Raw genomic sequence first — 15,337 nt, 5'->3', positions numbered from 1 at the left:
GGCCTTATACCACAGCTCTTTTAAACGGGTGAATTTTCCTGCGGTCATAATTTCTTCAGACCGGCATGACAGTTTTTGCTGAATTTGGGAGGCGATCGAAGCGCCGCCTTCATCCGGAGTGTAATGAACCATTAATGTTCTCATAATCTCTCCTTGTTTTATAATGTCACCCGAATCTTCCGGTGATGTATTCCTCGGTGGTCTTATTTTTGGGATTGGTGAATATTGTGGCCGTGTCTCCGTACTCTATAAGTTTGCCCAGCATTAAGAAGGCCGTCTGGTCCGAGACCCGGGCCGCCTGCTGCATGTTATGGGTCACGATGACGATGGTGTACTTTTCCTTGAGCTTGAAGATCAGTTCCTCTATCTTGGCGGTGGCTATTGGATCCAACGCCGAGGCCGGCTCGTCCATCAGGATAACTTCCGGCTCCACCGCCAAGGCCCGGGCAATGCAGACCCTTTGTTGCTGTCCCCCCGAAAGCTCCATGGCCGAGCGCTGCAGCCGGTCCTTGACCTCGTCCCAGATGGCCGCCTCTTTAAGCGATCGCTCCACCACTTCCTCCAATCTGCCCTTGGAATATGCTTTCTCGCCCATCCTCAGCCCAAAAGCCACGTTCTCGTAAATGGACTTGGGAAAGGGGTTGGGCCTCTGAAAGACCATCCCCACCTTGCGCCGCAGTTCCACCACGTCTATGTTTTTGTGATAGATGTCCTCCCCGTCCAGCAATATCTCCCCCTCGGTTGTCACTCCCTCTATCAGCTCGTTCATCCGGTTGATGGACCGCAGCAGGGTGGATTTTCCGCAGCCCGACGGCCCGATGATGGCGGTCACCTTTTTTTCGGGAATGTCCATGGAGATCTCCTCCAGGGCCTTGGTGCGGTGGTAGAAGAGGCTGAAATCAATTATTTCCAAGCGGTTTTCCCTTGTTTCCATTCTATCTTCCTTTGCTAAGCTGTCTTCTGGTGCGGGATCTGATGATGATGGCGATGATATTGAGCGAAAAGGTCAATGCCAGCAGTACCAGGGTGGCGCCCATGGCTATGGGTACGGTGGCGTCTATATCCGGAGACTGGGTGGTCATCACGAAGATGTGATAACCCAGGGTCATGAACTGGTCGGTTGGCAGTTTGGGCAGGTAGGGCAGGTAATAGGCCGCGCCGGTGAACATGATGGGCGCCACCTCCCCGGCTCCCCGGCTGACCACCAGCACCACTCCGGTCAGTATGCCGGGGATGGCCTGGGGCAGCACCACATGCCGGATGGTCTGCCATTTGGTGGCTCCCAGAGCCAGGGCCCCGGCCCTTTCCGCCTGGGGCACCGCCCTCAGGGCCTCCTCGGTGGCCACGATGATGATCGGAAGGTTCATCAGGGCCAGGGTCAGCGAGGCCCACAGAATACAGGGCTGGCCAAACAGGCCGCTCTGCCCCAAAGACCGGTCCAGGCCTCCGCCGATGAACTGGATGAAGAAGCCCAGCCCGAACAGGCCGAAGACTATGGAAGGCACCCCGGCCAGGTTGTTGACCGCCCCCCGGATCAGTTTGGTTAAAAAGAAATCAGACCGGGCGTACTCGTGCAGGTACACGGCCGTGGCCACGCCCACCGGCACCACCGCGATCAGCATCAGGATCAATGAGAAAACCATCCCGAAGATGGCCGGGAATATCCCGCCCTTGGTCATGCCCTCTCGGGGCGGCTGGGTCAAAAACTCCCAGCTCAGGCTTTTAAAACCTCCAATTATGACTGTGCCCAGTATCACTGCCAGAATGGCCAGGATCAGCAGCACCGCCGACCCGGTCAGGCCGATCTTAAGCTTATCCCCTATTTTTCTTATTTTTGTTTTATAATTCATATCAGTCTATTTCCTGGCTCCGTACAATTTGATCATCAGGCCGTCAAACAGCGCCCAGGAGACCAGGTTTATCACAAAGGTGGCCAGGAACAGCACCAGTCCTATGAAGAATAAGGCGTGATAGTGCCCGCCGCCGAAGACCACCTCCCCCAGCTCGGCCGCAATGGTGGCGGTCATGGTCCGGGTGGATTCCAGCGGATTGAACGACAAAAGCGGGGCGTTGCCGGCGGCCATCAGCACCACCATGGTCTCGCCCACCGCCCGGCCCATGCCGAACAGCACCGCCGCCGATACCCCGGGCAGGGCCGCCGGCAGCACCACTTTGACCGCGGTCTGCCAGGGGGTGGCGCCCAGCCCCAGAGCCGCCTCCCGGTAAGATCTGGGCACGGCATTCAGGGCGTCCTCGGCCAGGGAGTAAATGGCCGGTATTATGGCAAACCCCAGGGCTATGCCGGCATTGACGGCATTAAGGCGGTAGGTCCAGCCGAAGACGCTTTTCAGGAAAGAGGCCATTATTATCAGGGCAAAGAACCCCAGCACCACCGAGGGTATCCCGGCCAGCAATTCCACCACCGGCTTGATGAACTCCTTGAGCCGGCGCCCGGCGAACTCCGAGCTGTAGAGGGCCGCTCCGACGGCCGTTGGTACCGCAAAAACCAGGGATATCAGGGTCACTTTTAAACTGCCAAGGATTATCGGCCACAGCGAGAACCGGGGATTATCCGACACCGGCTGCCAGTCGATCCCCTTGAAGAATTGCCCGAAGGTTATCTCCTGCATCACTTCCCGGCTGAAGAAGATCGGCAATGTCTCCCGCAGTATGAACAGAAAAATCAGGAATATCGCGATGATGGCCAGGGTGGCGGTGATCTTGATGTTGCCCTCTATCACGGATTCCCAGAAGTAACGGAACCTTTTTTTCTGGAGGCTCATGAAGTTGATCCTTATAACAACGCCTAAATCCAGAGGACCTTGGGCCGGTAAAAGTCCCCTGGATCAGGCATTCATGGTTTTGACCGGCCTATTTTATGGTAAAATAACCGACTTTTTTCACTATCTCCTGTCCTTCGGGAGAAAGGACCCAGTCCACCAATTTTTTCATCTCACCGGAAGGCTTGCCCTGCAGGTACCAGTAAAGGTTCCGGGCCAGTGGATACTGCCCGCTCTTGACGGTTTCGGTGGTGGGCTTAAAGCTGCCCTTGGCGGTCTTGATGGCCACTTCCTTGACGCCCTTGGCATAGGCGGCTCCGCCGTATCCGATCCCGTAGACATCCTTGGCCACGGCATTGACCACCGCCGCGGTGCCGGGCAGGGACTGCATGCTGGAGGTGTAATCGGCATTCTTCAGGGCCACTTCCCGGAAGAATACGTAGGTGCCCGAGCTGTTCTCGCGGCCGTAGACAATGATCTTGGCGTCCGGCCCGCCCAGCTGGGACCAGTTGGTGGTGTATCCGGTGTAGATATCCTTGATCTGGTCCAGGGTCAGCTCGCTGATCTGGTTCTTTTCGTTAAGATACAGGGTCACACCGTCCTTGGCCACCGGCACCTCATATCCCAGGCTGAAATAGCGGTCCCGCAGTTTCTGTTTTTCCGAATCCTTCATGCTGCGGGAGGCCTGGCAAATGTTGGTGGCGCCGTTGATCAGGGCGGCGATGCCCACCCCCGACCCGCCGCCGGTGACCTGGATCACCGTTCCGGGATTTTTCTGCATGTAAATTTCAGCCCAGCGCTGGCCCAGCATCAGCATGGTGTCTGATCCTTTCAGGGTTATGGCCTTGCCGGCCAGGGACATCCCGGCCATGACAGCGACCAGAGCCACCGCCGCAAATATGATGATTTTTTTGGTCATTTTCAATTCTCCTTATTTATTTATTCTTAGAACTTGATCTGCATCTGGGCGATCAGCCGGTCGGTCTGGTAGGTCTTGTACTTGGGGTGCTGGTCCATGATCATCATGTCGGTGTTGTACAGGGTGCGGTCGGCCGACAGGGTAAAGCGCACCGCGTCATCCCACCAGTAATTTAAGGCTGCCGAGAGATTCGAGGTCTGGTCGTACTTCAGGTCGTTGGCGGTCCCGCCGTATAACGTGGTGTCGGAAGAGGTGTTGGGATCGTAGGTGTCGGCCCGGAAAGCCAGACCGAACTTTTTCCCGATGTTCTGGACCAGCATCACATATCCGCCCAGCACCTTTTTGCCGGTCTGAATGCCCTGGACGCCCTCGGCCAGCAAAGCCGTTCCGCCGATGGGCAGGAACTGATAATAGGCTTCCAGCGAACCGCCCAGCCGGCCTTTGTAATAGTTGCCTGAGGTGGCCGAGGTTTTTTCATTGCCGTCATAATAGGAGGCTGTCAGGGCCACCACCCCCAGGTCGGCCTTGGCCCGGGCGATGAAATCCTTGGGCTTGGTGGGGTCATTCCAGGGGAAAGTGCTGTTGTCAATGCCGTAGCCGTTGTAAACCCCCAGGTCCACTACCAGCGACGCCAGCGGTCCCATTTTGGTCAGCGGAGTGAACGACAATTTTACGCCGCGGTCGCGCTCGCCTTTGAACAATTTACCGGAGGCGGTGGAACGTTCCGGCAGCTCCCGCACCGAGGATGATCTTTCGATCTCCACCCCGAACGGCCAGTTCATCTGGCCCATGGTCAGTTTGAAGCCCATCGGGGTCCAGGGTTCGGACAGGGTTACCCAGGCCTCTTTCAGGGAAACCGTATTCTTGGAGAAGTCGGGGTAGATACAATACTGGGAGGTGGTGCTGGGTGTATAAACGAATTTGATCCGGCCCCGGCGGACGTAGAACCAGCTGGAGTCGGCGCCCTTGTCTGCGGCGTTGGGCAGGGTGTCTATCTTGATGTTCTTGAAGTATTCAAACCTGGTCTGGAGATAGCCCGAAACCTTAAGCTTGCTCAGCCCCGCTATGGAGCTTTCGGCAGTCAGCAGCCTTTCATCCAGCCCGTTCACCCGGTCGGAGACCACAGACACCTGCTCTTCGGCATTGGCGTTCTGCCCGGCAGTGGAAGACATCTGGTCAATCTGCAACTTGGTCGCGCTCAACTGCTGATTCAAGACATTGACCGTTGAACCCAGGTATTCCACCTGTTTTTTCAGTTCCATTACCGTGGTATCCGGTTTGGCCTTCCTGGCCGTCTGGGCCGAGGCCAAGCTGGCGGCGGCCAGCAGCGCCAATCCTGTTAAAACGACCTTGTTGAATCCCATGGTGGTTCCTTTCTTTTTCATTTTTTTATTTTCCTGCTTGCAGTTTACTGTCGCCATTATATATTTGTAATATTTCGTCCGCTTTCCCGCCAGATTAAAAGTATGTTAAACCGGTTCCGTCTGTCCCAAGCCTCCGCCCTGGGAGCCGTACAACGCCAGCTTTCCTTTTAAGTGTTCGCCGATGAAATCCAGCAGAGCTTTAAACTGGGAGCCGGTTATTACATCTCTGGTGGCTTTATGGGTGATGGATTTCCTTAACCAGGCCGCTCCCCGGCCGGGAAACACCGTATATGCCTGACCCAAAGCCTCTATGGTATGGGCGTCTGAGCCGCCAACTCCGGCCAGCTTTGCCACCTTATTGTTATAGGCCTTGGTGTACCGGTTGCTGAAAGTTTCGGTTAAGGCGCCGTTGGCCACCTCCAGCGCGTCGAATTGAAGCCGATCCGCCAGCCGTCCCACCCCGCCGCATTTGAAAAGCTTGAGCCAAAGTGAGAACGGGTGCACCGCTACCGCCAACCCGCCCTGGCGGTGGATCTCGTCCACCGTGGCCTGGGCTGTCATCAGGGGCCGGATCCTTTCTTTCAGGAAAAGGCCCACCACATGCCCGTCCGAGGTGGTGATCTCTTCCCCTAATATCACATCAATTTTTAGCCCCCACCGCTCCGCCAGTTCCCGTGCCTTTACGGCCCCGGCGATCTCATTGTGGTCGGTGATGGCTATGGTATCCAGTCCCATTTCCACCGCCCGCCGCAGCACCTGCATCACGGTGGCGGAACCGTCCGAATAGTTGGTGTGAATGTGAAGGTCCGCTTTACCCATATTAATTGCCTCCTATTTTCGGGCTTCGGCTTGGCAGCCGGTTTTGCCTGACTGGTTCAGGTCCGCAGATTTCTTTTAAAACGAACAATCCGGACAATAGCAATATATAAAATACTCCCACTAAGATCACCCCATACCGTACTAGAAATGACGCTTCGTTTTTCATTCTAACCAGTCCTTTAAGTTTACGTCCCAAATATAATCCAACCGCGTTTCTTCCCCGTATGGCCTGTGTTAATTTAATGTGAAATGGTTTGGCGGCAAGTTAACTCCGGCTTAACACCAGATTCACCTCTTTTTCACTTTACATTGGCCCTGTTTTTTATTATCATTGTAATATAACGGTTTTGTAGAAAAGCAATTTTAACCGGGGGTACTTATGGCGAAACTTATTTATATAGTGGAGGACGAGCGGGACATCGCCGACCTGGTGGAGCATTACCTTAAAAAGGACGGCTTCAGGTCCGAGTCCATTTCCGACGGCCAACGGGCGCTGGAGCGCATCCGCCGCCAGCCCCCGGACCTGCTGGTGCTTGACCTGATGCTGCCCGGGATGGACGGCCTGGAGCTTTGCCGGATCCTCCGTTCCGAGCCGGCCACCAAAAGGCTGCCCATCATCATGCTGACCGCCAAAGCCGAGGAGACCGACAAGATCGTGGGCCTGGAGATGGGGGCCGACGACTACCTAACCAAGCCTTTCAGCCCCAAGGAACTGATGGCCCGGATCCGGGCCGTCTTCCGCCGCAACCAGCCGCCGGAGGAAGCCAAGGCCGTTTTGAACTACGGAAAGATAACTCTGGACGGAGAACGCCATGTGGTCAGCGTCAGCAAGAAGGCAGTGGAACTGACCGCCAAGGAATTCGGCCTGCTGGAATATCTGCTTAAACGTCCCGGCCGGGTGCTTTCCCGGGAGCAGATACTGAATGCAGTCTGGGGCCAGGACTACTACGGCGGCAACCGGACGGTGGACGTCCATATCCGGCACCTGCGGAAAAAGATCCCCCTGCTGGATGCGGCCATCCTGACCGTCAAATCCTTCGGCTACAAGATCAAAGAGGAAGAATGAAGCACCCCAGCCTTAAAATAAAACTGGCCTCGGCCGGCCTGGTCTCGGTTCTGGTGGTGTTGAGCGGATTTTCCCTTTACCTTTATTTCAACACCCGGCAGCACCTGCTGAGCCTGGCCCTGGACGGACTGCAGGGACAGGCCCTGCTGATCAGCTCCGAAATATCCCAAAAGCTGGCGGCTGACCCGGGGGCCGACATCGACTCCCTGGCCCAGGTCCAGTCTGTAGCTCTGGGCAAAAGAGTGACCATCATCGACAGCCTGGGACGGGTGCTGGGGGATTCGGATGAGGATGCCGCCGGTCTTAAGGCCATGGACAACCATCTGGGGCGGCCGGAGATCGCCCAGGCCAGACAAAAAGGCCGGGGCCATACGGTACGGTACAGCCGGAGCCTTAAATTGGAGATGATCTATTTTGCCGTCCCAATCATGCGAAAAAACGCCCTATGGGGTTATTGCCGGATAGCCTGGCCCTGGGAGGGCTTGATAAATTACCAGAGACACCTGCTGGCCGGTGTGATCCTCGGACTGGTCTTAAGCGCGGCCCTGCTCTGGCTTTTGGTCAGCCTGGCCTGGCACCCCGAGATCGAGGCCATCAGGGACATTGAGCAGACTTCCCGCCGGCTTTCCTCCGGCGACCTGAAGGCCCGGGCGCCCCTGACCAAGGGCAGCCGGGAGACGGCGCTGGTGGCCCAGACCCTTAACCAGCTGGCCCAGTCCTGGGAGGGAACGGTCAATGACCTATCCGAACAAAGGAGCAACCTGGCCGCAGTGCTGGAGGGCATGAGCGAAGGGGTGATCACCCTGGACCAGCGCCAGGTGATAAAGATGGTCAACCACGCCGCCGCCGAAATGTTCGGGCTGGACCCCGGCCAGGCAGCGGGCCGGCTGCTTTTGGAGGCCATCCGCAGCCCCATCATGGAACAGCTGGTAAAGGAACAGCGGGAATGGATCGAGCTGGAGTGGGAAAAGAAATTTTACATCGTCCGGATCGCCGCCATCGTGGATCAGGGAAGCCTCCGGGGCTGGGTGCTGGTGTCTTCGGACATCACCCGGCTGAAGATGCTGGAGCGGATCCGAAAGGATTTCGTGGCCAACGTTTCCCACGAACTCAAGACCCCGCTCTCGGCCATCAATGGTTTTTCCGAGGCCCTGCTGGACGGCGCCCTGAATGACCGGGGACAGCTGGAGGATTTTCTGGGCCGGATCAATGCCCAGTCCCTGCGGATGAGCAAACTGGTGAACGACCTGCTGGAGCTCTCGGCCATTGAGTCGGGGAATTACACCCTCAACCAGGTCCCCTCTGCTGTCGGCCCCCTGCTGGAACGGGCCGTTGACAATCTACAGCCCCGGATCGCCGAAAAGGGACATCTGGTTCAAACCGATGACCAGACCGGCCAGCAGCCGGTCCAGATGGATCTTGATAAAATGGCATCGGCCCTGGGCAACCTGCTGGATAATGCCGTCAAGTATGCTCCCCAGAACAGCCGGATAGATCTGGCGGCCGAGATCCGGGAAAATACCCTGATCCTGTCGGTGTCAGATAACGGCCCCGGCATCAGCCGGGAAAACCTGCCCCGACTGTTCGAGCGGTTCTACCGGGTGGACCGGGCCCGCTCCCGGGAAATGGGCGGCACCGGCCTGGGTCTGGCCATCGTCAAGCACATCGCCGAGCTTCACGGGGGAAGCGCCGGAGCCGAAAGCGTTCTGGGAAAAGGCAGCCGCTTCTGGATCAAGATCCCCCGGGCCAGCCACAGTTGAAAGCGGACATGGCCGGGTGATCACCGTCGCAATACAGTTCATGATTGACCGTTGGTTTTCAATGATCCCCTTTAATTTTACTAATAGAAAAATGAGATACTTTCTGATCCCTCTTTTGCTGGCTGCCGCAACCGCATCACTGTCTCCAGCCGCAGTGATGCAACAGGACCATTTCGGTCCGGGGGTGGAACACGATCTGGCGGCCGTTTCCATCGATACCCCGGCCGCCGCTTTGGTGCCGCCGGGAATGCCCTTTTATCCGGCCTTCACTTTGGAGAATTTCGGCATTTATTACGAGGACAGTGTTTGGGCTTACTATGCCATCGACGACAGCCTGGCCCAAAGGGTCTACTTTGATTCCCTGATGATGACTGACAGCCTGGCCCCGGGTGCCGGACGCCAGCTTGTTTTTGGAACCGCGTTTGTCCCTGAGTCATTGATGAAATATACCGCTACGGCATATCTTGTCCTGACCGGGGATGAAGTCACTGCCAACGACACCCTCCAGCAGGGATTTGCCACCTTCGAATATACCGGACAGATCGAGGGCCTGGTTACCGACGACAATGCCGGGGGAATTCCCTTGGATGGAGTAATAATTACTGCCACCTCCGGCGGAACGCTGCTGGTTGATACCACCATGGCGGGGAATTACAGTTTTCCCTCGGCCCCCATCGGCACTTATACCCTTACTGCCCGGAAGACAAATTACCTTGACTCCGCTGTCACCGCCATCGATCTCACGGTGGGCGCAACGGTTTCAGTGGACTTTTCCCTGGGCTACCCCACGGTTGCCTTGAACCCGGCCGAATCGGTCAGCGTTGTCCTGTCCCCCAATTCCATTGATTCCTCACAATACCTTCATTTGGGAATTGGAGGTACAAGGGATCTGCAGTATACCGTGGAATGGCCGGAACAGGCGGCTAAAAGCAAATCCTTCGGCGACTCCCTGTGGGGCTTGGATATCAGCGGCATCACCGGCGACAACCTCTGCCTGGGAGTTGAATACGACGGCGTCAACTTATGGGTCACCGGGGCGGCAGATGACCCCGCTGCCGACCCCAATTACCTGTATAAGCTTGATAAAGGCGGCTCCCTGCTGGCCAGCTATCCCCAGCCTTCCGGTAATGGCTGGGGCTGGCGCGACCTGTGTTTCGACGGCGCTTACCTTTACGCCGCTTCCGGCGATTCGATAGAACAGATAGACACTGCCAGCGGCGCGGTCACTGGAGTGAAGATTTCCGCCCACACCAGCCCCTGCCGGGGACTGGCTTATGACCCGGCGGCCGACTGTTTTTACACCGCCAATTATTCCGATGATATCCGACGGGTGAACCGCGACGGCAGCCTGGCCGGTTCATGGCCCAACAGCAAGAACATCTTCGGCCTGGCCTGGGATGCCACCGCTCCCGACGGTCCCTGGCTCTGGGTCTTCAGCCAGGACGGCTGGCCTCAGATCCAGGCCAGCCAGTTCGACCCTTCCTCCGGCAGTTATACCGGGGTTGAGTTCCAGTGCCCGGCCGTCGACCCGGCCAACGCCTGCGCCGGGGGCGCCACCTTCAGCACTGGACTGGTGCCGGGGCGCGGAGTCCTGCTGGGCCTGCTGCAGGATGCCACCGACCGGCTGGCGGCCTATGACATCCGCGCCCACAATGCGCTCTGGCTGACCTTATCCAAAACCAGCGGCGGTTTTACCCCGCCGGACAGCGACAGCATCCGGCTGACCTTCAATAATGCCGGATTGGACAGCAATCTTACCTACCGGGCGCATATAAAAGTGATCGATCAAACAGGCACTGTCCGTGATTCAGTCACGGCAATCCTGTGCTCCCCCACCGGGGTTGAAGGCCGGGAGATATCCGGTGATATTTTGACCGGCAGAATATCTCTCAGTACCGCCCCCAATCCGTTCAGCCAACTAACAATGATCAATTTGCAGTTAACTAAACCAGGTCCGGCCAGCCTTTCGGCATATAACATATCGGGACAGCTGGTCAAGACCTTCCTGTCCCGGCGAAAGATGGCCGGCGGCATTCATCATTTCATTTGGAACGGAACCGGCGACGGAGGGCGAAGACTGCCCAACGGCTTTTATTTCCTGCGCCTGCAAACCAACGATGAACGATTGATACATAAAGTGCTTTTGCTGCGGTAATTCGCGGCCAACATGAAAAAACCGGCTTGCTATGCAAGCCGGTTTTTTTCTATCATTTGCCTCAGTATCTGCTATCCCCTGGCCTTCTTCAAGGCTTCTATTTTCTTCCTGGCGCGTTCGGCCCCGTTCTTGGCCCCGTTGTGACCGGGATCGGCCCGCAGCACCTTTTGCCACTGGGCCAGGGCTTTTTCATAATCCCCCTCGGAATATAATTTCACCGCCTCCCGGTTCAGCGTCTCGATCTCGGCGGAAGAAAGCGAAGAAGAGTTTTTCGGCTCGGCCGGCCCGGGAGTCTTCTTTTGTCCTTCGGACGATAACCGGTCTCCGCCCTTGGTCCTGCCGTTGGCCGTCCGGTTGCTTTGGGCTATCAGTTCTCCGGCGTTGATGGTCACCGTGGCCTCGCCCTGCAGTATCTCGCTGCCCTGATAGTCCACCACCGCCAGCACTTTATACTGTCCGTTGTAAAGCCCCTCCAGCGGGATCCGGAAGCGGCGCATGGAGGCGGGCAGCACCGGTTCATTTTCCCGGTTGATGGCAAAGTTCACCTTCCCGCCCCGCTTGAGATCGGTGACCTCCAGAGTGCCGGTGGGATTGCATATCATCGACCCGGAGTTGCTGATCCCCAGCACTGCATTGGCGTTCCCTCCGTCGATGCCTTTTTGAAAGGAAAGCTCCGTCAGGTCTGCCCTCTTCTGTCCCGTTCCCGGCACATTCTCAACCACCAGCGCTCCCGGCAGGTTCTGATAGTCGCCGTTTGAAACATTGGTCTCGAAAAGGATCACCGCCATATAGGTGCCCTGGGCGCTCTGGGGAACCTCTATGGAGTAGAGTACCTGCTGGCTGGCCCGGGGTGAAAGGTTGAATTCCGCCGGATCAACCTTCAGCCATTGGCTGCAACCGAAAGAGACATTCTTATTAGTGTAAATTATCGCCCCATCCTCGGTCATCCGGCAATTCATTATGTTAACTTTTAGCCGCACTTTGTTCAATCCCTGGTTCTGCACATTTACATAACCGGTCTTGGCGCCGCCGGCCTTGACCGATAGATCGATCTTGCTGGGCCAGGCCATCAGGCCGGGCGTGGCCTGCGCCGGAACCTCGGCGGCCAGCTGGATCATCATGACTGAAAATACTATGGTAAATAAAATGCGGTTCATATTTATTTTTGTTTCTCTGTTCATGCTATTGGCCTTTGATCTTCTGCAGGGCGTCCAACTTCCCTTTGGTCCTGTCCCGGTTTTTTCTGGCCTCGCCGTTTCCGGGATCAATCCTAAGTAGTTGGTTCCAGGTGGTCATGGAGCTCTGGTAATCTCCGGTTGAATATTGTTTGATCCCCAGATCATACAGCCTCTTGATCTCTTCCGCCGAAGCCTTGGCGATTTGTTTGACCGGCTGGCCGGTTTTGGAGCGGCCCGGTTTTACCGGAACGGTTTTGGGACCGGGCTCCGTCACTTGGGATGGGGCGAAGACCATCTTTCTTACCGGCCTTACCTTTTTGCCTATTCCGAAGGCTACGCCGCCTACATCGTTCTTGTTCTCTACCTCAATGAAACGCTGCTGCTCCCCGGTCACGGCCAGAGTGTCGGGCAGGAAGCGGGGATCGATAAAGACCCGGTACCTTCCCGGCTGGACATTATGGAAGATAAAATCCCCTTCATTGTCGCTGGCGGTAAACCGGCGGTTGTCTCCCATCAGCACAAATACCCCTGGCAGTCCGGCATCTTCCTCATCGCGGATGCCGTTGCGGTTCTCATCCAGAAAAACATTGCCGTAGATCTCGTTGAGCGGGGCCAGGGGAAAATCCACCCTGGGGCCCCAGACCCCGACGGTGGTGAATCGTCGCTGGCCTCCGATGCTGGGATCCATCCCGGCATCCAGCTTGGAAATGTCCATTTTCACCGAATGGCTGCCGGCGGCCACCCCCAATACCCGGTACTCTCCGCTGCGGCCGGTCTGGGCGGCCTCTTTCCCGTCTATCATTATCGGTATCCCGGGAATGCCCTTGTCGCCGTTGTCAAAGGTCATGTTTCCGTTGGCGTCCTCGTAAACCCGCCCGTTTATCTGACCCAGGCTGACCAGCTGGCCCCAGCCGTCAAAGCGCCGCTCCAATTTGAACCCCCAGCTGGTGTTCCGGACCACCGGGCCCAGGTCGGAATAATAATAATAGTTCTGGCCGAGGTCGGCCGACAGGTTCCAGCCGCTGGTCCGGTCTGTCCCGGCCTTAAGGCTCCAGCCCCAGTTCTCGGTCTTCCAGCGGTAGGTTTCGGAATTGCCCTGGCACCAGTTAGCCGATAATGAGGTGTTGAGCAGCCGGCCCCAGCGCTGGTCAAAGCCGAAGCTCTGAGACCACTGCAGTTGCTTGGGGCTGTTATAGCGGCTGCCCCTTTGGTCCAGGTTCAGCCCAAAGCTCCCCATGCGGTAACTTCCGGTCAACGATCCCTGGTGCCAGAGCCTCTGGCTTCCGGCAATGAGATCCCGGGACTCCTGCAGCTGGTAACCCAGCCTCCAAAGATAGAGCCGCCAGTTGTATTGCAGTTCCAAGCTGTTGGTGTACTGCACCATATCCTGAAAGGTCCTCCGTCCCCGGTGATAGCCCCAGGTGTAACGGTCAAATTTGTAGCTGAACAGGGGCCAGCGGGGGATCGCCGTCTGCAGGCCGGTGCCCCACTTCTGGAACTGGTTCCAGAACAGGGTGGTGTCATCCGGAGTCCTGGCCCATTTTTGACTGTAGTTGCCGAAAAGAGTGATCTTTTTCAGCAGCACCCCGCTGGAGGAAAGCGCCAGCTGGTTTTCTCCGCAACCATTGCCGTCGTTGGCGGAACTGATGTAGCCCGGACCCCGGTATTGGTAATCGGCCGAGCTGCGGAACCAGGGGTTGAAATATTCCCAGCTGCTGCTTCCGCTGATATCGGTTCGCCGGATGCCGTTAAAGTCCCGGTTATAGCTTAAGGCCAGCTGGTGCTGCCCCCTTAAGTTGGGGCGGAGGTCCCATTCCACCCGGTTGGCCCATTCGCAAAGGTCCTTAGCCTTGAGATAACTGTAATACAGCTCGGCCTTCTTATCCCGGCGGTAGGATACCCTGGATTTAAAATTGAATTGTTTGGATAATATCCCCTTGATCCCCTGGGAAATTAAAATATTATTGTTATTGAAGGTGGGGAAATTGGCCCGGTGATAAAGGTCCGGTATCCTTCCGGCGAATGTTTCGGCGGAGATCTTCTGTCCCCACCCGGTCACCAGTTTGGTGCCCCGCAGGGAAACCGAACTCTGGCCCGGGGAGACCGGTGACATGGTGATATCGCCCAGGCTGGCGTCCCATCTTCCCCCCAGGAATTTCCAGCCCGAGAACTGCATCTCGATCCGGTTCAAGGCCGGATCCTTGATTGCATTGTCGTTGAATTCCAAAAAATACCGGGTACGAAAATCCCCGGCGGTCTGGTCGGAGCCGATGCGATAATATGCCTGATAGTATCTCTGCCCGCTGGGCTGGTAAAGATAGTCGCGGTATTCCAGATTCATGAAACTATAGGCCCGGACCTGGCTAAACCCGGCCAACACCAAAAGGGTCGGCAGCCAGGCCGATATGTAGGCTGAACGGCCCATGCTTAGTCCTTAAAAATAAGGAAGCCCGGCAGATGAAGGCGGCCGGGCCGGATTAAAAGCATCTGCCTTATCAAGGCACCACCTCAAAAGAGGTCTCGCCCTCCAGCAGCTCCGGTTGACCGCAGTCGATGGTGATGTTGGCTGTGTAGTGTCCCGGTGGGATCACCTCATTGATGGTGATCTTTATGTCATTCTGCGCTCCGGGAAGGACGACCAGGTCATCTGGAAAAGGTGTGGTATTTATCTTTTTGCCCGCGGCATCTTTGATCTCCACTGTGCCCTTGGGCCTGAAATATGCATTGCCGGCGTTCTTGATCCCCACTTTAAACTCGTGCTTTTTATATCCCCCTCTTTTATAGGACAAACCCGTCATTTCCGACTGGTACTGCAGGGTGCCGTCGACGTTAACATACACCGAAACGCCCACCCGGCCGACAAACCTGACCCCCACAGTGGTCTTTACCATTGTGTCTGGCTGGCTCTCAAAGAAGATTATCGCCCAATATGAACCACTGACAGTTTCCGGTACGGTAACGGTAAACCTCGCTGCCTCAACGCCTCCGGCCGGCATCTCGAATTCGGAGGGATTGACCTCCAGCCAGTTCCCGCAGGAACGGTTCTTGCCGGCGGGATCGTAGTAGGTGATTTGGCCGTTTCTTTCTTTCTCCCAGCCTTTGACCGAAACCTTTAATCTCCGCGGCGCAGTGCTGTCTTTATTGATTATGTTTATGATCACAGTTTGGCTTTGACCCGAAGCCATCGTTAACTCACAGCGGGGGGGGGGTCACTAAACAGCCCAGCCCCCGGCCCGGTCCCGCGGCCATGGCCAGGATAAATACTGCCAATATGATTTTTTTCATATGATGCCCGC

Annotated in this window: 12 protein-coding genes; 3 read left to right on the top strand and 9 right to left on the bottom strand. The window is 56.7% G+C overall.

From position 1 onward, the window contains the following. Positions 1-166: 166 nt before the first annotated feature. From pstB to Q7U71_00430, 6 genes are all read right to left on the bottom strand, one after another. A complete protein-coding gene (gene pstB / locus Q7U71_00455) occupies positions 167-934 on the bottom strand; it encodes a phosphate ABC transporter ATP-binding protein PstB (GenBank protein ID MDO9390230.1) in 768 nt (255 codons plus the stop codon). 1 nt (position 935) lies between these two features. Then, positions 936-1,850: a phosphate ABC transporter permease PstA gene (pstA, locus tag Q7U71_00450; protein MDO9390229.1), complete on the bottom strand. Its 915-nt coding sequence runs from the start codon at positions 1,848-1,850 to the stop codon at positions 936-938. 6 nt (positions 1,851-1,856) lie between these two features. Then, positions 1,857-2,783, bottom strand: a complete 927-nt coding sequence (gene pstC, locus Q7U71_00445) for a phosphate ABC transporter permease subunit PstC (protein ID MDO9390228.1) — start codon at positions 2,781-2,783, stop codon at positions 1,857-1,859. Positions 2,784-2,871: 88 nt separating this feature from the next. Continuing rightward, a complete protein-coding gene (locus Q7U71_00440) occupies positions 2,872-3,699 on the bottom strand; it encodes a phosphate ABC transporter substrate-binding protein (GenBank protein MDO9390227.1) in 828 nt (275 codons plus the stop codon). A 26-nt stretch (positions 3,700-3,725) separates the two neighbouring features. Beyond that, positions 3,726-5,084, bottom strand: a complete 1,359-nt coding sequence (locus Q7U71_00435) for a porin (GenBank protein MDO9390226.1) — start codon at positions 5,082-5,084, stop codon at positions 3,726-3,728. A gap of 84 nt (positions 5,085-5,168) precedes the next feature. Next, a complete protein-coding gene (locus tag Q7U71_00430) occupies positions 5,169-5,882 on the bottom strand; it encodes a CehA/McbA family metallohydrolase (GenBank protein ID MDO9390225.1) in 714 nt (237 codons plus the stop codon). Positions 5,883-6,261: 379 nt separating this feature from the next. Between Q7U71_00430 and Q7U71_00425 the strand changes: the two genes are divergently transcribed. The 3 genes from Q7U71_00425 (at position 6,262) to Q7U71_00415 (ending at position 10,863) form a co-directional block, all read left to right on the top strand. Further along, positions 6,262-6,948, top strand: coding sequence for a response regulator transcription factor (locus Q7U71_00425; protein ID MDO9390224.1), 687 nt, complete (start codon positions 6,262-6,264; stop codon positions 6,946-6,948). Then, entirely contained in the window at positions 6,945-8,708 is a 1,764-nt protein-coding gene (locus Q7U71_00420) for an ATP-binding protein (protein MDO9390223.1), read from the top strand. The genes Q7U71_00425 and Q7U71_00420 overlap by 4 nt, the downstream gene beginning before the upstream one ends. Positions 8,709-8,799: 91 nt before the next feature. Next, complete coding sequence (locus tag Q7U71_00415; GenBank protein ID MDO9390222.1) at positions 8,800-10,863, top strand: carboxypeptidase regulatory-like domain-containing protein; 2,064 nt, start codon at positions 8,800-8,802, stop codon at positions 10,861-10,863. A 71-nt stretch (positions 10,864-10,934) separates the two neighbouring features. Here the strand turns inward: Q7U71_00415 and Q7U71_00410 are convergent, their stop codons facing one another. The 3 genes from Q7U71_00410 to Q7U71_00400 all read right to left on the bottom strand — a co-directional run bounded on the left by Q7U71_00410 (position 10,935) and on the right by Q7U71_00400 (position 15,202). Next, positions 10,935-12,020, bottom strand: a complete 1,086-nt coding sequence (locus Q7U71_00410; protein MDO9390221.1) for a tetratricopeptide repeat protein — start codon at positions 12,018-12,020, stop codon at positions 10,935-10,937. Between the two features lie 25 nt (positions 12,021-12,045). Continuing rightward, positions 12,046-14,466 carry an SdrD B-like domain-containing protein gene (locus tag Q7U71_00405; GenBank protein MDO9390220.1) on the bottom strand — a complete coding sequence of 807 codons (2,421 nt, stop codon included), beginning with the start codon at positions 14,464-14,466 and terminating at the stop codon, positions 12,046-12,048. A gap of 70 nt (positions 14,467-14,536) precedes the next feature. After that, complete coding sequence (locus Q7U71_00400) at positions 14,537-15,202, bottom strand: hypothetical protein (protein MDO9390219.1); 666 nt, start codon at positions 15,200-15,202, stop codon at positions 14,537-14,539. Between the last annotated feature and the right edge of the window lie 135 nt (positions 15,203-15,337).

This window comes from bacterium (assembly GCA_030655055.1).
GTDB lineage: Bacteria > Edwardsbacteria > AC1 > AC1 > EtOH8 > UBA5202.
This window is presented reverse-complemented; position numbering and strand designations above follow the sequence as displayed.